The following is a 17,572-nucleotide window of genomic DNA, read 5'->3' as shown; positions in this document are numbered from 1 at the left end:
GGCCTCACCGTTGCGTCGTCGAGCCGCTCAGCCCTCGCCGGCGAGCACCGCGGCGGCCTGACGCGCCGCGCCCAGAGCGACGTACTCGGCGGGCGTGGGCACCTCGACCGGCAGGCCGAACACGGCCGGCGCGATGCGCTGCACGGCTTCGGACTGTGCGCCGCCGCCGACCAGCAGCACACGGCGCAACGGCACGCCGAGGTCGCGCAGGGTCTGCATGCCGAACGCGAGCCCGCCGAGCATCCCCTCGACGGCGGCACGGGCGAGGTTCTCGCGGGTCGCCGAGGCGAGGGTCATTCCCGTCAGCGTCGCCGTCGCGTCCGGCAGGTTCGGCGTCCGCTCCCCCTCGAAGTACGGCTCGAGGCGCAGGCCGCCGGCGCCCGCGTCGGCCGCCAGCGCCAGTGCGCTGAAGCCGGCGCGGTCCACGCCGAGAACACGTCCGATCGCGTCGAGCACGCGGGACGCGTTGAGCGTGGCGACCAGCGGCAGCCAGTTGCCGTCGGCAGACGCGAATCCCGCCACGGTGCCGCTCGCATCGATCACGCGCTCCCGGCTCACGGCGAACACGGTGCCGCTCGTGCCGATCGACACGACCGCATCGCCCGGCGCGGCGCCCAGGCCCAGCGCCGCCGCGGCGTTGTCGCCCGCGCCCGCACCGACACCCCGGCCCCCGACATCCCGCACTCCTTCGTGGGGGGTGAGCACGCGCGGCAGCGCGGCATCGTGGCCGAGCGCCGCGACGAGCAGCTCGCTGTCGTAGCCTTCGGGTCCCCAGTACCCGGTGCCCGACGCGTCGGACCGGTCGGTGATCAGTTCGCCGAGATCCGGATTCTCGGGGCCGAAGCCGCGCAGACGCCAGGTCAGCCAGTCGTGGGGGAGTGCGACGCCCGCGACGCGCGACGCGTTGTCGGGCTCGTGGTCGCGCAGCCAGCGCAGCTTGGCGATCGTGAACGACGCCACCGGCACCACACCGGTGCGCGCGGCGAGCGTGGCTGCGCCGAACTCCGTGATGAGATCGGATGCCGCGGCCGCCGAACGCGTGTCGTTCCACAGCAGCGCCCGACGGACGATACGGCCCGCCGCGTCGAGCGCCACCATGCCGTGCTGCTGGCCGCCGATCGCCCAGCCGGCGATATCGTCCATGCCGCCGGCCTGGCCGATTGCGCTCTGCAGCGCCTGCCACCACGATTCGGGGTCCACCTCGGTGCCGTCGGGGTGCGGCGCACGCCCTGCCCGCACGATCGCGCCGGTCGCGGCATCCATGACCACGATCTTGCAGGACTGGGTCGACGAGTCGATCCCCATCACGAGTGCCATGCTCCGCCTTCCCCGGTTCGTACTGCGAAGGTCCCTCTTGCAATCGAGAGTATGGGTGTTTGCCCGTCTCTCGTTCGCCAGACGGACGGATCGCGCCGCGATCAAAGTCTGCGCGAACAGCCACCCGCATCACGTGAGACGTGGCTGCCGATACCGTTGAGCACGTCTGGCGCAACGGTGCCCAGGATCTGGAGGGGATGAGTCATGACCGATACGCAGGCGGGCTGGTACGACGACGGCTCGGGAACCACGCGGTGGTGTTTCAGCGGCGGCGATCGCATCCAGGCGGCGATGGTTTTCGAGCGCCTCTCATCGTGACCCGACGTCTGTCGGCGATCGAGGGCACCTGGCGCTCGGGACTTCGCAACGTGTCGAGGCCAGAGGGCATTCGGCACCCTCCCGTGAGCCCAATTCGGCAGCCGTGCCCGCGCCATGCCAGATCGGCGGCGATGCGATGAGCACGGCCGTCCTGCTCGCCGTGCTCGGCTCGGCTGTCATGCACGGGAGCTGGAACGCGATAGCGAAGGCCATCCCCGACCGCCTTGTTGCGTCGTCGCTGATCGGGCTCGTCTACCTGGTTGTCGGTGCCGTCGGATGCCTGCTTCTTCCGCTTCCGGATGCCGCGTCCTGGCCTGCTCTGGGTGCATCGGCGCTGCTGCAGACCGCATACCTGATCCTGCTCACCGCGGCATATGCGCACAGCGACTTCGGCGTCGCCTACCCGCTCACCCGCGGTCTGGCCGTGCTCGGCGTGACAGTGCTCGCAGTGATCGTGCTCGGCGAGCACCTCGCGCCGCTGCAGTCCGCGGGCGTCGTGATCGTCATCGGTGCGCTGTTCGCGCTTGCGTTCGTGCGTCAGCAGCGTACGCCGCGGCGCGGACTGCTGTTGGCCATCGTGGTGGGGGCGTGCGTCACGGGGTACTCCTTCGTCGACGGCGTCGGCGTGCGGGTATCCGGCGGACCTCTGAGTTACGCTGCTTGGCTGTTCTTTCTGCAGGGGTTGACGATCCCGCTGTGCTGCATGGTGCTCTCGCGTGACCGCCGTGCGCACCTCGCCGGTCTGCATCGGTACGCCCCGCTCGGCGCCTTCGGCGGCATCCTGTCGCTGGTGGCATACGCGATCGTGGTCTGGGCGCAGTCGATCGCGCCGCTGTCACTCGTGTCGGCGCTGCGCGAGACCGGCGTCGTGGCGGCCGGGCTGATCGGGCTGCTCGTGTTCAAGGAGAAGCCGGGTGCGGTCGGGATTGCTGCGACCGTCGTCACCGCTGCCGGCATCATCGCCATTCGGCTGGGTACATAGGCGGGGTCCAGGGAACTGCAGGGGCGCGCGCTGACAGCACTCAGCTCGGAGGCAGTACCCGAGCAAGCGATGGCAGCGATGCGGCTCGGCCCTGCTCGATATGCGCGAAGGCCAAGGCGCCCGCGAGATCGGCATTGCCGTGACAGATCGCCTCATAGAGTGCGACGTGCTCAGCGAGTTCCACTTCTGCGGCCCGAGGTGCGGTAAGCCCCATCAGCCACCGGATGCGGCCCCGAAGCGGGGCAATTGTCTTGATGAGCAGGTCGTTGCCGCTCATCTCTGCAATGGCGGTGTGGAAGTCTGTGTTCGCCCACTGGAGTTCCGTCGGCCCGACTTGCTTTGTTCTGGATGCGTTCTGAGTCAGGACGTATTCGAGTCGGTCTGGAGTGCGTCCTTCTGCCACCGCGACGGCTGCCTTCTGCGCCGCGAGCACCTCGAGGTTGCGTTCCAGGTCGAAGAGCTCCGTCGCATCCTTGAGCGTGAGCTGGTTCACGATCGCGCCGCGCTGCGGGTAGGTGCGGATGTATCCCTCGTCCTCGAGGCGCCGCAATGCCTCGCGGACAGGTACCCGCGACATGCTGAGGGTTTCGGATATGACCCGTTCTGTCAGGCGGCTGCCAAAAGGATGCTGGCCGGCGATGATCGCCTCGCGAGTGAGCAGGTATGCGCGCTCCGCCTGGGAGATCGCCTCGTCTGAACCCGGGGTCACCGTGCAGTCCGTACGGTTCGCATGGGCCCATTCTTGCAAGCTGTGCCAGTCGCTCGTCGCTTGACCTCGCCTTCCGTTGTGAAACGTGCTTCCATCCCATCCGTCCCGGCGGGATCCCGAATGTCCCTAAGTCTAGCTACTGGTATGCAATCACGCTCGAGGGGACGCTGGCGCCATCAAGCTCAACGGCCAGGATTCCTTGATTTTTCGCGGAAAAGTTTCCGTTTACAAAGACCTACCTTGTTGCTACAGTCGTCAAATCGCATACCAGTGATGACGGGCGACGCGGCTCCCCCCACCAACGAACTCGCCGTGATCGGCCCCCTGGTCCGTCATCGACGCGCGCCCGCATGCCGGTCTATCCTCCGCATCGCGCTGCTCGCCGAGGTTCGGACCATGACCACGATCAAGGGAGATCAAGGAGATGGTTATGGAAGGACAGCAAGACCCTCGACCGACGCAGGCCCAGGAGGCGCCCGCACTCACTCCGACCGGCACTGCTGCGATACCGGTCGTGCTCGACAGGATCGGCTTCAACCACGCGCAGAAGGTCATTCTCGGCCTGGTGCTCGCCGGAATGTTCTTCTCTGCTCTGGAGGAGAACGCGCTGGGCGCCATCGCCGGTGGCCTCCAGGCGAGCTTCGGCATCACGACCGTGCAGCTCGGGTTCATTGCCACCTTCGAGACATTCGGCTTCATCGTCGGACGACTGCTGGCGGGCTACCTGGGCGACAGGTACGGGCGTCGCTCGGTGCTCGCATTGAACCTGCTGCTGTACACCATCGGTGGCCTTCTCACGGCGGTTGCCCCGAACATCGAACTGTTCACCCTCTTTCGCATCATCGTCGGAATCGGACTGGGCGGTGAGTTCACGATCGGCCTGACGATGATCTCGGAGATGGTCGCCACCCGGCACCGCGGTACGGTGTCGGCCTCGTTGAACATCGGATCCGGCGGCATCGGCAACTTCGTGGCGTACGGGCTCTTCCTGCTGGTCCTCGGCGGGATGAACAACATGCTCGGTGGCACCGACTTCAGCTGGCGGTGGCTGCTGGTCATCCTGGCCATCCCGTCGCTGCTGGTGGTGTTCTTCCGGCGATACCTTCCTGAATCGCCGCGCTATCTCCTGTCCAAGGGAGACGTGTTCGGTGCGAACAGGGCGCTGACGATTCTCGATTCCGGTTCGCTGCGCACGAAGGTCACCGACGATCAGGTCAAGACCTTCGTCACCGAGGCCGACATCCCGGCCCCGGCATCCGACGGCAAGTCGCCGCTGAAGGCGTTGTTCACCACCGGGAAGTCCATTCGCAAGCTGGCCGCTCTCGGTGTCGCCTCGTGGCTTTCGTTCGGGGCGAACGGCACGCTCTTCGTCCTGTTGCCCATCATGCTGATGGACAAGGGGTACTCGATCACCGACAGCTTGATCTTCACGATGGTGACCAACCTCGGTGGACTCGCCGGTGCATCATTGGCCGCATTCCTCGCCGGCAAGCTCGCACGCAAGCGGGTTCTGATCTTCGCGGCTTTCGCCGGTTGCATCGTCGGTGTCTCCTTCGCGCTCTTCGCGCAGGATCCGGCGACGATCATGATCTTCGGCGGATTGTTCAAGGTCTGCTCCATGCTGCTGAACACGACCCTCGCGGCGTGGTGGCCCGAACAGTTCCCGACCGCGATCCGAGCTCGTGGCACGTCCTTCCTGAACGCCATTTCGACGTCGTCGGGCATGCTGCTGCCGCCGATCGCGGCTGCGGTCGCCATGGCGGTCGGCATCAACGGCGTCTTTGTGATGTTCGCCGTGATGTACGCGATCATCACGCTGGCCGTTCTGGTGCCGCCGGAGACGCGGGGCCGCGACCTGGAGGAGATCGAAGTATGACCACCCTCCGTGCGCACGCCCGCACAGACCTGATCACCCGCTTCCCGCACACGCGGGATCGAAAGGAAAGGATGCCGAATGCTTGACCCAGGCGCCATCAAGATCGAACGTTTCGAAGACCTGCTGAGGGGGTTCGAGCCGTCATTCGAGTTCGAGCCGATCGGTCAGGTGCCCGAATCGGACTACGAGGACCGCATCCGCAGGATCCGCCGCGACGCCGTCGTCGCGGGTCACGAGGTCATCCTCATCAACGCGAGCATGGTGGGTTGGTATCACACCTCGAACGGTTACCTGCGCTACGTGTGCGACTGGCCACGCGAAGGTGTCCTGATCCTGCCCACTGACGAGAACATCAAACCGGAGCTGCTCACGATCTACTCCGGAGCCGTGCTGCTCCCACCGGCGGGAGAAGCCGTCGGCGTCGAGGACATCTGGCAGGTGGGCATCGTCGGCCGCGAGTACACGGGTCGTCCCGGCAACACCACGGACAACGTCATCGCCGCGACTGTCTCGGTGCTCAAGCGGATGGGACTCACGCGCACTCAGATCGGCCTGATCGGCGACCTCCAGTCGACGGCGATCTGGTCCGGCCTGCGCGACGCGCTGCCGAGCTCGAAGTTCGTCGAGGATGCCGGAATCATCGATCGCATGCAGCTGGTCCGCTCCAAGGCCGAGCAGGACCAGATCCGCGTCGCCAGCCAGCTCGTCAGCATCGGTTATGAGGCCGCCTGCCACGTCCTTCGTCCGGGAGTCACCGACTACGAGGTGTACGCAGCCTTCACCTACGCCCAGATGTCTCGCGGCGGAGAGACGGGCGACGGCTACCAGCTCGGTGTCAACGAATTCGGCACGCACTGCGGCAAGCCTTACGGAAGGACCATTCGAGGCGGCGACATCCTCAATCTCTACGTTTCGAACGTCTGCTATCACGGCTACTCGTCGCAGACCTCCCGGATGATGGTGGTCGGCGACATCACCGCCAAGCAGGAGGAGGTTCTCGACATGACGGTGGATGCGGTGCGGAGGGCCGAGCGGCTCATCCGGCCGGGGATCCCCGCCAGTGCGTTGAACAACGCGGCTTTCGAGGCTTATGTGGAGCGCGGATACCTCGAGTCGGTCGAGACGGGGAAGATGCCGTTCAACTGGAGCGCGCAAGAGGACGGCTCGCCACGCAAGATCCCGTACCAGCACGTTCCGGACCCCGACTGGGAGGCGCAGGGCCGCAGGCTCATGCACGTCTACCCGGCGACGCTCGGCCCGCACAACCCCAACCTCGGCCACCAGATCGACATGATGGGCTTTCCGGAGTACAACATCACTTCGCTCAACACGGAGATCCTGAAGCCCGGCATGATCTTCGTGCTGCACGCGCAGTGGCTCGAGCCGCAGGTGGCCGGTTCCAACATCGGAGACCTCTACATGGTGACGGAGGACGGTTACGAGAACCTCTCGTACCACACGCCATTGGAGCCCTACCGGGTCAGCGACTAGAACACTGGCGGTCCGTGTCGGCCTCTCTGCTCGGCACGGACCGCCGGCAATCCGAGCACGACACACGACGACAGATTCTTGAGGAGACATTCATGGACAAGCTGACCCTGGTATCGACGGGATGGGGCCAGAACTACCTCGTGCACAACCTTGCTGAGGAGAGCGGCTACTTCGCGGAGCAGAACCTCGAAGTCATCCGCAATCCCCAGGACCCGTGGGAGGACCTGCTCGACGAGCTGGCCAACGGGACCGCCGACGTCGCACTCGGCGGACTCTGGGTGCCGGCGATGCTGCATGGCTCCGCCCGCGATCTCGTATGCGTGGGGCAGCTCAACGGGCGGTACGCCCAGGAATTGGTTCTGCGCAACCCCGTCGACGGCTTCACGTTGCCAGACCTTCGCGGCAAGACGATCGTTGTGCCCGGAGCGGGCGGCACGGCGGGCTACACCTTCCTCGCCGGTGTGATGAAGCAGGCCGGACTGGATCCCCGCGACTGCCGCTGGGTCCGGGACCTCTCCACTGAACTGCTCACAGAGTGCTACGAATCCGGCCTGGGGGACGCGATCCTGGTGAACCTCTACACTGCGGCAAGCCTCCAGGCGCGCGGGGCGGGGGTGATGAGCTACAACCTGGCCCAGCTGGGCGGGCCCGTACCGAACAGCGTCTACTATGTGCGTCGTGATCGGGTCGAGGAGCTGAGCGATCGCATCGGCCGCATGCTGATCGGTGTTCAGAAGGCCATGGACCGTGTGATGTCCGAGAGGGTGCCCGAGTTGTTGTCCATCGGCTCCAAGGTGCTCCCGGACACCGAGCCCAGGGTGCTCGAATCGGTGATCGACTACCTCCTGGCCACGAAGACGTGGGAGAGCACTCGCATCCCACGCGAATCGTATGAACGGTGGATCGCCTTCCAACACGATGTTCCGCTGTTCAAGGATCCGATCCCCTACGACGATCTGATCGATGTGACGGCGATGGATATGGCGACCGCGAAGGAACCCGCACTCGTCCCGTAATCCCGGCACCACGATCGGGCCGGTGGTGCAAGACGCTCGGCTGGAAGCCCCAGTCGAGCGTTTTGCACTGGCACTACCGCTCGCTCACGATCCCCTCGCTGACTGTCGGCGCATTCGTCGAATGACTGTTGCGCTTCTTCGACGTGAACAGTCCCTTCACATTGCCGCCCACCGCTCCGGCTGCGCCGGAGATCGCACCGCCGACGCCCTTGACGGCGGTGAGGGCTCGCGGCTCGTCGGGGATCCCGTCCCCGTCGAGATCCACGCTCCGGAACATGCGGGTGGTCGCGTCGGCAGCGTTCGCCACGGCAGCAGCGCCCGTGCTGACTCCGTCCTTCACCGTGCCGGCGGTGTCGGCGATCCAGGTGCCCGTCGCCTTGGCAGCCTCCTCGAGCGCGGCCAGGGCCGGGGTCGGTTCGGCTTCGTGGTCGTCGAGCTCCGACGCCGCCTTCACCACGAGGGCGAGATGAGACGGGAACTCGTCAGGGGCTGGTGCGAACGCGACGTGAGCAGCGTTGACGACATCACGGCCGAACACGAAGCGTGCGACCCCTCCGGTCAGGGCGCCCACGCCGTACTCGACGGCGGCCTGCTGCTTCCCGCTCAGGTTCTCGCGAACGGTGTCCAGCTGACCCGTCTGGATGGTCCGGACGAGGCTCTGTGCGGCGCCACCGGGGAGCGTGTCAGCGAGAGTGTTCGCCCAGTGCGACCAGTCGGTCCGTCCCGAGGCGATGCTCTGGGCGGTGCCCACGACGCCTCCGGATGAGACAGTCGCGACATCCGTGGCCATCGTCGCGATCTGCTGTGGGCTGACGCGGTCGTTCGTCAGACCATAGACGAGCGTACGAGCCTGCTCCTCGTCGAGGTCCATTCCATGGATGTCGGCGACCGCAAGTGCGAACAGAGCGGTGATCTCGAACTGCAGCTGCTCGTCACCTGCCGGGAGGAACCCGGCGACCCGCTGGGCCCCTGACTTCGCCGCGCCGAGGGCAGCACTCTTCGCTGCGGCCTTGACGGCGGCTTTGGCGGCTTCCTTGCCGGCCTTCTTCGCGGCCTGCTGACTTGCGCTCTTGACGCCGGCGGTCGCCGCACCGACGCCGGGGATCATCGCGATGCCGACGTCCGCCGCGATGATCCCCGCCGTGATGACGGCACCGGCGGTGCTGATGGCGGTGACGTAGTGGCGCTCGAGCAGGTGAATGATCTCAGCGGGTGTCGCGTCGGGATGCCGGCGTCGTGACCGCATGACGTACTTGCGCGCGATCGAGCGTCGTCCGCTGACGGCCTTGGCGATGTCGCGCGCGGCGTCCTCGTCAACGAGCTCCGCCTCCAGCGTGAATGTCTCGATGTCAGTCATCGGATGTTCTCCCTCATGTGTGTATACGGAAGTCAGCGACCCCGACGCCGACGTCGGTCGCGTGAACGCAGCTCGAAGATCTTGAGGATGAATACGAGCGCGATCGCTGCAAAAGCGATGAGCCAAGGGCCAGGGTTCGCGGTGATCATCCCCCAACACAGACCGGGAATGCTAACAATGGCGGCCCAGATCGGGCCCACGACATCAATCTGCATATGTCACACCTCGTCGTCTCGGGATGGGCGGTCGGGCATCAACCGATGGGAAGCTTCGTCGTGCAGTCGATCTTGGTGTAGCGGCGCCCCTTGTCATCGAGCGAGGTGCCATTCTTTCCATAGGCACGACATCCGGTGTATTTGCCGCCAGGAAGGGCAGGCTTCTTGACCGTCGGCGGTGTGGAAGTCCGGTTGGTGGTGGTCGACTTCTTCGTGGTGGGATGCTGCGCTCTTCGAGGTGATTCGGTTGCCCTTTTGGCCGCTTCGACCCTGTTGGCTTCCGCTGCCCTCTTTGCTGCGGCGGCTTCTTTGGCGGCCTTCGCCTTCTTCTGTGCGGCAGCCCGTCCGTCGGCTGCCGGTTTCAACTCGGTTGCCCGATCGACGATCGAGGTCGCTGCAGTGACGACGTCGTTGATCCGTGATTGCCACGCATCCCTCGTCGCAGCGGGAAGCCACGACACTGCGTCGACGGCGTCCTGCGCGGTCGAGGCAGACGAGGCGACGCTCGCGGCAGTCACTACCGTGGCCGCGAGTACCGTCGAAGAGGTCTGGTCAGTCGGCATGGCCAGTGGTCGAGCAGTCTGCTCGAGGTTGGTCACCTTGGATTCCGGCGTGCACTCGATCGTGGGGTCGAAGAGCCCATGGTGGCTCTTCGACGCCTGGGCAAAGGCATCCTCTACTTTCTTGAGGTACTTCTTGTTGTCGCCGTAGTACGCATACGTGGCCAAACCCCGTTGCGCCATCGCGGTCGAGACGAAGGTGCCGTCGGCCGTCGTGATGCCAGCGAGCGTTCGCCCATATTTGTCTTCACGGACTTCGTCGAACGACAGAGTCACCTCGGCGCCACGTGGCAGAAGTTCCGCCAGGGCCGCCGTGGCCTCTGGGCCGAGGCACTCCACGTCATTCTGTGAGGGGTTGTCTTCGGGGGCGTTGATGTTGAGAAGGCGGACGCGTTCGGTCTTGTCGCCGACGACGACGTCAACCGTGTCACCATCGACAACACGTGCGACTGTTCCTTCGTCGGCGCGTGCCCTCGGTGCCGCGATGACGAGGGTGACGATGACGAGGGCGACTGCTGCAAGCAGAGCGATCGCGATGAGGGCGAGCGGCTTCTTGATCTGAAGGATGGCCATAGACGTTCTTCATGAAGATGAGATGATTCTCATATGAGCTTATCGACGGCTTCCGACAGTTGTCGAGCGTCGCACGGGTCGGTCGGACTCTCGCTGTGATCGCACCCGCTGATAGTCCGCAAGGCCGGCGCATGCGGCTTCGGTATCAGGGCCGTTGTCGACTGTGCGGAAAGAGTCTGGCGGCGCAGGAACTCGCCATCTATGAGCCTTCGCGGCACAGTATCCGGTGCGTCCAGTGCGAGGACCAGGTTGGCCCGATGAGCCCCAAGGCAGAGGCCAACGCAGCGCCGTTGCCGCAGCCGATAGCCGCCGCTGGAGACCTTCGGTTGCGGGCACCGGCGTCGGCTGTCATCGCTGAGACACTCCGGGTGCAGGCGAGTGTTCCTCGCCGATCTCGGAAGGCGCGCTTGTTCGGCACGTCACCACTCAGTGCGGACAGTCGCCCGTGGTATCTCGGCGCGATCGGTGAGCTCGAAGTTGCGCGGGTGCTCGATCATCTGGGGGAGGGTTGGTATGCGATCCACTCGGTTCCCGTCGGAACTTCGGGAAGCGATATCGATCACGTCGTGATCGGACCAGGGGGCGTCTTCACGATCAATACGAAGTTCCACGAGGGGACGAAGATCTGGGTCGGTGGCAGACGACTGCTCGTCAATGGACAGCGCACGGATCACCTTCGCAACGCCGCCTTCGAGAGCCGCCGCGCATCGAAGCTTCTCACCCTCGCGATAGGACGCCCAATCGACGTCGTCCCGATCATCGCGATCGTCGGAGCTCGCAGCCTGACCATCCGTGAACGGCCGGCCGATGTGGTCGTCGTCACCCCGACAAGTCTTGTGCGCTGGTTGCAGCAACGCCCTGCCATCCTCTCCGTTGACGAGGTGCGATGTCTGCATCAGGCTGCCGCGAGTTCGTCGACGTGGGGGAGCGCGTCAATGCCCGATGCCGATCTCATCGGCTTTGCTGCGCTGCGAAGTGCTGTCGTCCAGGCAAAGCGCCGGCGACTGCTGTGGGCGATAGGTCTGCTGCTCAGCCCCTTTGGCATGGTGATCGCAGCATTCATGGGCAGCATGCTGATCGGGTCTGGACTTCTCGCGCACTGACCCGACGGCGGGCGAATGTGCGGCGATTGGCCGACTGGCCGCTACGCCATCGATATGCTCGGGAATGTGTCGACGAAGCCGTTCCACCTCACCCCTGGCGACTTCGTCACGCGTGAAGACCTCGTATTGGAGTATGGCGGCAGCAGGTACTCGGGAGGAATTGTTCCGAGCCGGACATCCGACAATGTCTTCATTTTCAGCGACCGTTCAGAAGCGAGCAACTTCGGCTACGTCTACGACGGGTTCTCCGAGGACGGTTCAGTATTGCATTACACCGGAGCTGGTCAGGACGGTGACCAGAAGCGCACTGGTAGCAATTCTCCAATAGTTACGCACGCGGCAAAGGGGCGCACTCTTCGGGCTTTCGTCGCTGCCGGGACAATACCCGGCACGCAGACGAAGCGCCAACGGTATGTCGGGGAGTTTGTCCTTGATCCGTCGCTGCCCTTCGAACGGATGCCGGCGCTCGACAGGCATGGAGCGCTTCGCACCGTACTCGTTTTTCGACTGCTTCCCGTCAGACGGATTCCAGAGAGCCTAATCAGAGCGGTCGGCTTTACAGAGATGACAGACGACCCGCATGCCCTTACTGTGCCCGTTGAACTGAACTCGACTGAGTTCTTCGAGACGTCAGGCGTCGAGGGACAGATCGCCGTGCGCAGAGAATCCAGCCTCGTCGAAGAGTTCATGACAGCCCAGCGCGGTCATGTGTTCTCAAGGTGGGCCATCACCTTGCCTGCTGAGCACACGCGACTGCTCACTGATGTCTACGACGCGAATACGCGCACTCTCTACGAAGCGAAAGCGCTCAGCAATCGTTCGGAAGTACGGATGGCGTTGGGGCAGCTCTACGACTATCGGCGCCACATAGACGTGGACGACCTCGCATGTTCAGTTCTTCTCCCGGAGCGCCCGACGGCCGACCTACGAGATCTGCTGATCCGCTCGGGCCTTGGGGTCACCTTCCGTGAGGGCGCGGCATTCATTGCGGATGAACCGCGCAGAACGGCGTCGGCGGCATCCCGCGCATGATTTGCGCTCGGGCAGCTTACGACGGCGGGCTCAGATCGATCCGCATCCACTCGGCATCGCCGCCGCGCTCGCCGATGTAGCGCAGCAGATCTTCCTGTCGAGGCTGCCCCATCACCAGGCGGTAGGCGCCGACCGTGCGCTGCAGGCGCTCCAGCTGGGCCGACTCGCGACTCAATGGCTGGGCCGGCACGTACCGCTCGATGACGGCGCCGCCGGGGCGGGTGAACACCCAGAACGGAGTGATGTCGGATGCCTCGGTCGGCCGATCCGCGACGGCCGCGGCGAACATCGACTGCCAAGGATCGTCGTCGGACCCGCGCAGCGCCTCCGGGCCATAGACGGCGGCGACATTCTTGCGCACGGCGTGCCCCTTGTATCGGTGCACGCGCCCCTCGCGCTGCTCCAGATCGACGGGGTTGCTCGGCAGATTCCAGTGCACGACCGCGTGGCTGTACGTGTGGAAGTCCAGCCCCTCCTGCCCCGCCGAGGTCGTCGCCAACACGAACGGTCGGAACGGGGAGTTGAATGCCGTGCGGATGCTCGCTCCGCGCTTGGCCGCGGCATCCGTCACAGCATCGGTGAGCCGCGCAGCGAAGTGGGTGCGAACATGCGAGACCTCGGTTTCTACGCGCGTCTCATTGACCGTGAAGTGCTCGACCTGGGCGCGCGCGGTCCGCGTCGATAGCGCGTCGATCATCGTCGACGCGATGCTCTCTGCTCGCGACGCGTGGTCTGCGTCCTGCAGCCCGCACGACTCGACGAGCACGTGCGCGTACTCGTCGAGGACAGCCTGAAGACATCCGTCGAGACCGTGCTGCAGCACGACGCGCCAGTACCCGTCGTCGCTTGCGCGCAGCAGTGCGATGATCTCGGGCCGGTTGAACAGCGACCGCAGCCCATCAGCAACGTCGAACGCCAGTCTTCGGTGTTCGGCATCACCAAGTGAGGCAGCACCGCCCGACACCCGCGATAGCGCACGCAGCGCCACGACCGCGGGTCCCGCAATCGCCATTGTCGCCAACACATCGGCCAGGTCGTCAGGGCGAGCGCCGAGCGGATTCTGCGTGAGTTCCACGTCGAGCTGCGCTGCCCGGCGCAGGTGCGCGTCCAGACCGTCGCGGCCGGTGGCGGCATCCTCGTCCTCGCTGTCGTCAGTGGATGCCTCGCCCTCGCCGAGCCGTGAGAGCAGAGCGTCGAACGCCGCGTTCTCATCTGCGGCGTGCGCCCGGTCGAGCAGTAGCGGCGCGGCCCAGTACCAGCGTTGGTCGACAGCTCCCTCGCCGGCTGGCAGCGCAGCCAGCAACTGGCGGACGCGGTCGGCGACGACCTCGACCACCCGGCCAGCGGCCAGATCACTGCCGAACTCCCGCAAGATGCCGAGTGGATCCCCGGCCTGAGCCAGCACCAGACTCGGATACATCAGGGCAAGGACCGGCATGCCTGCTTCACGCCCGTCGACCGAGATTCGAAACTGCAGCGGGCGGGCGACGCGGTCGCCGTATCCGCGTTCCGATCCTGACCCGGCGACTGCTCGCCTTTCGGCCTCGTAACTGACCAGCGACGCGATCGCCTTGGGCACGACGGTCCACGCTGAGAACACGAGGCTCTTCGTGAACGATCGCAGTTCGGGCGTGGCGTACGCGCCGCGGAGTGCGTAGTACGGCAACGACGGGGGAATCCATGCGAGCCGCCACGCTCCGCGGTCCAGCACATCGTGCATCAGTCCGCGCATCTTCGCGTTACCCGGATCGATCGGTGCGTACTGCTCGATCGCGGCACGGTCGAGCAGCGGCGTCGCCCGCAGCGCTTCGACGAGGCGAGGGTCGCCCTGCTCGATCGCAGCTTCGAACTTCTGCCGCAGCTGGTACGTCCCGCGCTCCATGATGCTCAGGGGATATGGCGTCGACCGCCAATACTCGAACACGTCGTGTCGATCGACGATGCGCGAGACTCGGTCGAAGTGCAGCCACGTGTGCAGATCGGATGCCACGACCCGCGCGCCGGACATCTCTCGCTCCATGAGCATGCCGTCGCGGTCCGGCGTCGACGCCAGTCGCTCGGTGCGCGACATCACCCTGCGCAGCTCGGCCTGCACCGCATCGCGCGCCGCGCAGCCGCGGTCGAGGTCGCTGCCGCCTAGCATGGCCTCGCGCATCTCGCGCAGCCCGGTCTCCACGCGCGTCGCGCGCGCCTGGCCACCCAGCACGGCGATCGTGCGGGTGAAGTCGCGGTAGTGGTCTTCACCCTCGGGCTCGTCGGGCAGCGTGTACATCTTGTACGGCGTGGCCGACAGCATCAGCACGCGCGCGTCGGGATGGTCCATCAGCGCGTTCGCCAGCTCGACGCCCTCATCGACAGGTGCGGGGTCCTCGTCCCGGGGCTCGTCAATTGAGCGCAGCAGATCTTTGAACCGCTGGAACTCATCGAGGATGATCAGGTCGGGCTCGAGGTGGGTGACGGACGCGCGCGCCACCAAGTGCCGCAGCCTGCCGATCAACGCGTTGCGGCGCCAGCTCTGCGGCCCGCGCGCCTTCGTGCCCTGCCTCATGTAGTTGAACTCGTCGACCGAGGCGCGCAGTTCGTCGGCGAGACGCCCGCCATTCGGCCCGACCGCCTGTTCGACTTCGTCGGCAAAGGTCGAGCACAGCTCGTCGTCGAGTTGTGTCGCGTCGAACTTCGCCAAATCCCTCGCGAACCGAGCTTCGCCCGCATCCGCCTCGAAGAACTTCTTCCATCGGCGCGGCCCGGTGACCTCGCTGCCCCAGGCGCGGGCGAGCATCCAATACAGCATCACACGCTCTTCGACACGGCCCGCCTTCTGCCCCACCTGAAACGACGTACCCGGGGTGAACGAGACGAAGTTCACCCGATTCGCACGCAGATCACGGATCACGCGGGGCAACAGGGTGAGCCGATCGGCGTGTCGCAGCTCGTTGCCGCCGACTGCGTTGAGCCGGTTCAGATTCTGCCGGGCGATCTGCGCGTTCGAACAGATATAGATGACGTCGATCCGCTCGACGGTTTCCCACAGATGGTCGACGGTCTTGGCGATGACACCCTTCGCGACCATCGTCTTGCCCAGGCCCACCTCGTCGGCGACGAGAAAGCGGCGGGTGGCGTCGGCATCCGTCCACAACCGTCGAAACGCGTGCTCGACCGTGTTCCGCTGAAAGTCCTTCAGGCTATCGAGCACCGGGCCGACCGCCGGCCGCACCCCACCGAAGCCCGGGCCGAGACTCATGCCGACACCTCCTGGTGCACTTGCCAGACGGCGTCCCACAACTCGTCGAACGACTCGGGGATGAGTGCTGCACCGTTGGGCATTGCTCGCAGCTCGTCGACCAGGCTCGCGACCCGCGCCAGAGCATCGCCATCGCGGCCGAGAGCGCGCACGAGCGGCTCGAACAGGGTCACACTGGCACCGAAGCCGAGAGATCCGCGCCCCGCGACCACGTCGGTGGATGCCGCGACCAGGTCGTCGTACGACGGGTCGCCCAGCAGGAACACGAGGTAGCGCAGCACGTCGATCGGGCTCAACAGCACATCGTGCAGAGCCGCTGCGCGCCGGTCGCCAACGTCACCGGTCAGCTCGGCCATGATCACGCATCGCGCCGTCACCCGCGACTCACCCTGCCCGGCCGTCGTCTCGACCGCGAGGAACGGCGTCACGTTCTTCACCGCAATTGTCCAGGTGCGTCCGCCGCTCAGCGGCTGCGCCTGCGTAGCCGACACTGATGCCGGCCAGACCAGTGACATGCCGGGGCTCGTTGGCGGGTCGATCGTCAGCGTGACGGTGACCAGGTCGTCGGTTGCGGCATCCACCTGCAGCACGGGGCGCGACGTCGCCAGGGCCAGCTGGAACTGCTCGATGAGCCTCTCGGTCGCGATCGTGGGCGCATCGACCCCGGCCTCGGACTGCGGCGTGTACGCGCCGAGCACGGCCGCGAGCCCGTCGTCGCCGAGCGCGTGCTCGACTCCGCAGCTACGCGTGGGGCCGGTGAGCACGGCGTCGAACTCGACACTGTTTCCCCACCGCGCTGCGGTCATATTCGCGCTGCCGGTGACGGTCATCGACTGGCCGTCGTCGAGGTCGAGCACGAACGTCTTGGCATGCAGTCCGTCGTGTGACGGCACATGCGCGGGCTCAACGGTGGAGTCGCCGTCACCGGTCCCTTCGGCCAGGCGCTGCAGGGTGCGGATGCTCCATCCATCGAGCGCGTTCGACCCGATCAGGTCGATCGATTCGGCGCGCGAGACGAGGGTGCGCGCGTCGCTGATGCGGGTCATCGCAGCGACGGCGGGCGCAGTGAGGAACGGGCTGATCGCGAGCAGACGGTCGGCGTGTGTGGGAAACGGCCAGACCAGTTCGTCGGCGAGGCCGATCGGCAGCAGACGTCCGCCGGTGAAGGGTGCGGGGGCTTGCAGCCGCACCGTGCCGAGGGTGGTGCAGAGGTCATCGATGAGCGCTTGCCGGTCGGAATCGAGAGAGCGCAGGCCGAGAGTCGGGAGGTCTCGAATGAAGGATGCCGCGGGCTTGGCGTCGATCGTGCCCTCCGATGATTCGTCGAGCACGAGGGCGGTGTCCCACGACCGATCGAACGTGAGATTGCGGCTGAGGATCACCACCCGGTGCAGATGACGTCCTCGCGCATCGATGAATCGGAGCGCCCAGATCTTCGGGTGGAAGATGCGCGCGTGCGCGGGAGGTGCGACCTCGCGCACGCTGTCTTCGATGAACGTCAGCATCGACCGGTAGTTCGCGGGCACGGCGATGCCTCCCGCTTGCACGAAGACGGTGGTGCGGTCGGCGTGCCGGCGCACCGCTTCGAGCAGACGGATCGGGTCGATGCCCGAGTCGCCGCCGTCGGCCCTGCCTGGGCGGTCCGCGACCGCGAACGCAAGGGATGCCAGCAGCAGTGCGGTCAAGTCCAGCGTGTAGGTCGTGCCGACGGCGGTGTCGACGCGGAACCCGGCAGGTGGGCGCAGTGCGTCGGTGAGCATGACACGTGATTCGGGAGCGAGG

General features: G+C 65.9%; 12 protein-coding genes. 6 read left to right on the top strand and 6 right to left on the bottom strand.

Features of this window, described 5'->3' with window-relative positions:
- Positions 1–27: 27 nt before the first annotated feature.
- Entirely contained in the window at positions 28–1,317 is a 1,290-nt protein-coding gene (locus tag AC3RX0_RS09775) for an FGGY family carbohydrate kinase (protein ID WP_491505788.1), read from the bottom strand.
- A 454-nt stretch (positions 1,318–1,771) separates the two neighbouring features.
- On the opposite strand from AC3RX0_RS09775, the gene AC3RX0_RS09770 reads away from it, so the two are divergent.
- Positions 1,772–2,617 carry an EamA family transporter gene (locus AC3RX0_RS09770; RefSeq protein WP_491505787.1) on the top strand — a complete coding sequence of 282 codons (846 nt, stop codon included), beginning with the start codon at positions 1,772–1,774 and terminating at the stop codon, positions 2,615–2,617.
- Between the two features lie 40 nt (positions 2,618–2,657).
- On the opposite strand, the gene AC3RX0_RS09765 is transcribed toward AC3RX0_RS09770, so the two are convergent.
- Entirely contained in the window at positions 2,658–3,326 is a 669-nt protein-coding gene (locus tag AC3RX0_RS09765; protein ID WP_491505786.1) for a GntR family transcriptional regulator, read from the bottom strand.
- Between the two features lie 514 nt (positions 3,327–3,840).
- Here AC3RX0_RS09765 and AC3RX0_RS09760 point away from each other — a divergent pair.
- The 3 genes from AC3RX0_RS09760 to AC3RX0_RS09750 all read left to right on the top strand — a co-directional run bounded on the left by AC3RX0_RS09760 (position 3,841) and on the right by AC3RX0_RS09750 (position 7,709).
- A complete protein-coding gene (locus AC3RX0_RS09760) occupies positions 3,841–5,202 on the top strand; it encodes an MFS transporter (protein WP_491505785.1) in 1,362 nt (453 codons plus the stop codon).
- 78 nt (positions 5,203–5,280) lie between these two features.
- On the top strand, positions 5,281–6,693 hold the full coding sequence (locus tag AC3RX0_RS09755; RefSeq protein ID WP_491505784.1) for a M24 family metallopeptidase: 1,413 nt from the start codon (positions 5,281–5,283) through the stop codon (positions 6,691–6,693).
- A 92-nt stretch (positions 6,694–6,785) separates the two neighbouring features.
- On the top strand, positions 6,786–7,709 hold the full coding sequence (locus tag AC3RX0_RS09750) for an ABC transporter substrate-binding protein (protein WP_491505783.1): 924 nt from the start codon (positions 6,786–6,788) through the stop codon (positions 7,707–7,709).
- 73 nt (positions 7,710–7,782) lie between these two features.
- On the opposite strand, the gene AC3RX0_RS09745 is transcribed toward AC3RX0_RS09750, so the two are convergent.
- Both AC3RX0_RS09745 and AC3RX0_RS09740 read right to left on the bottom strand, forming a co-directional pair.
- Positions 7,783–9,066, bottom strand: a complete 1,284-nt coding sequence (locus tag AC3RX0_RS09745) for a hypothetical protein (RefSeq protein WP_491505782.1) — start codon at positions 9,064–9,066, stop codon at positions 7,783–7,785.
- A gap of 253 nt (positions 9,067–9,319) precedes the next feature.
- Positions 9,320–10,414, bottom strand: coding sequence for a thermonuclease family protein (locus tag AC3RX0_RS09740; RefSeq protein ID WP_491505781.1), 1,095 nt, complete (start codon positions 10,412–10,414; stop codon positions 9,320–9,322).
- A gap of 257 nt (positions 10,415–10,671) precedes the next feature.
- Here AC3RX0_RS09740 and AC3RX0_RS09735 point away from each other — a divergent pair, with 257 nt between their 5' ends.
- Together AC3RX0_RS09735 and AC3RX0_RS09730 are read left to right on the top strand one after the other, a co-directional pair.
- Positions 10,672–11,517, top strand: coding sequence for a nuclease-related domain-containing protein (locus AC3RX0_RS09735; protein ID WP_491505780.1), 846 nt, complete (start codon positions 10,672–10,674; stop codon positions 11,515–11,517).
- Between the two features lie 66 nt (positions 11,518–11,583).
- Entirely contained in the window at positions 11,584–12,549 is a 966-nt protein-coding gene (locus AC3RX0_RS09730; protein ID WP_498165951.1) for an SRA domain-containing endonuclease, read from the top strand.
- A gap of 16 nt (positions 12,550–12,565) precedes the next feature.
- Here the strand turns inward: AC3RX0_RS09730 and AC3RX0_RS09725 are convergent, their stop codons facing one another.
- Both AC3RX0_RS09725 and AC3RX0_RS09720 read right to left on the bottom strand, forming a co-directional pair.
- Positions 12,566–15,790 (bottom strand): DEAD/DEAH box helicase, encoded by a 3,225-nt coding sequence (locus AC3RX0_RS09725; RefSeq protein WP_491505778.1) that lies wholly within the window; start codon positions 15,788–15,790, stop codon positions 12,566–12,568.
- Positions 15,787–17,550, bottom strand: a complete 1,764-nt coding sequence (locus AC3RX0_RS09720) for a phospholipase D family protein (RefSeq protein WP_491505777.1) — start codon at positions 17,548–17,550, stop codon at positions 15,787–15,789. The genes AC3RX0_RS09725 and AC3RX0_RS09720 overlap by 4 nt, the downstream gene beginning before the upstream one ends.
- Positions 17,551–17,572 lie beyond the last annotated feature (22 nt).

It is taken from the genome of Microbacterium sp. W1-4-2, from assembly GCF_058349885.2.
The sequence above is the reverse complement of the archived record's forward strand: the minus strand, read 5'-3'. Positions and strand labels throughout refer to the sequence as shown.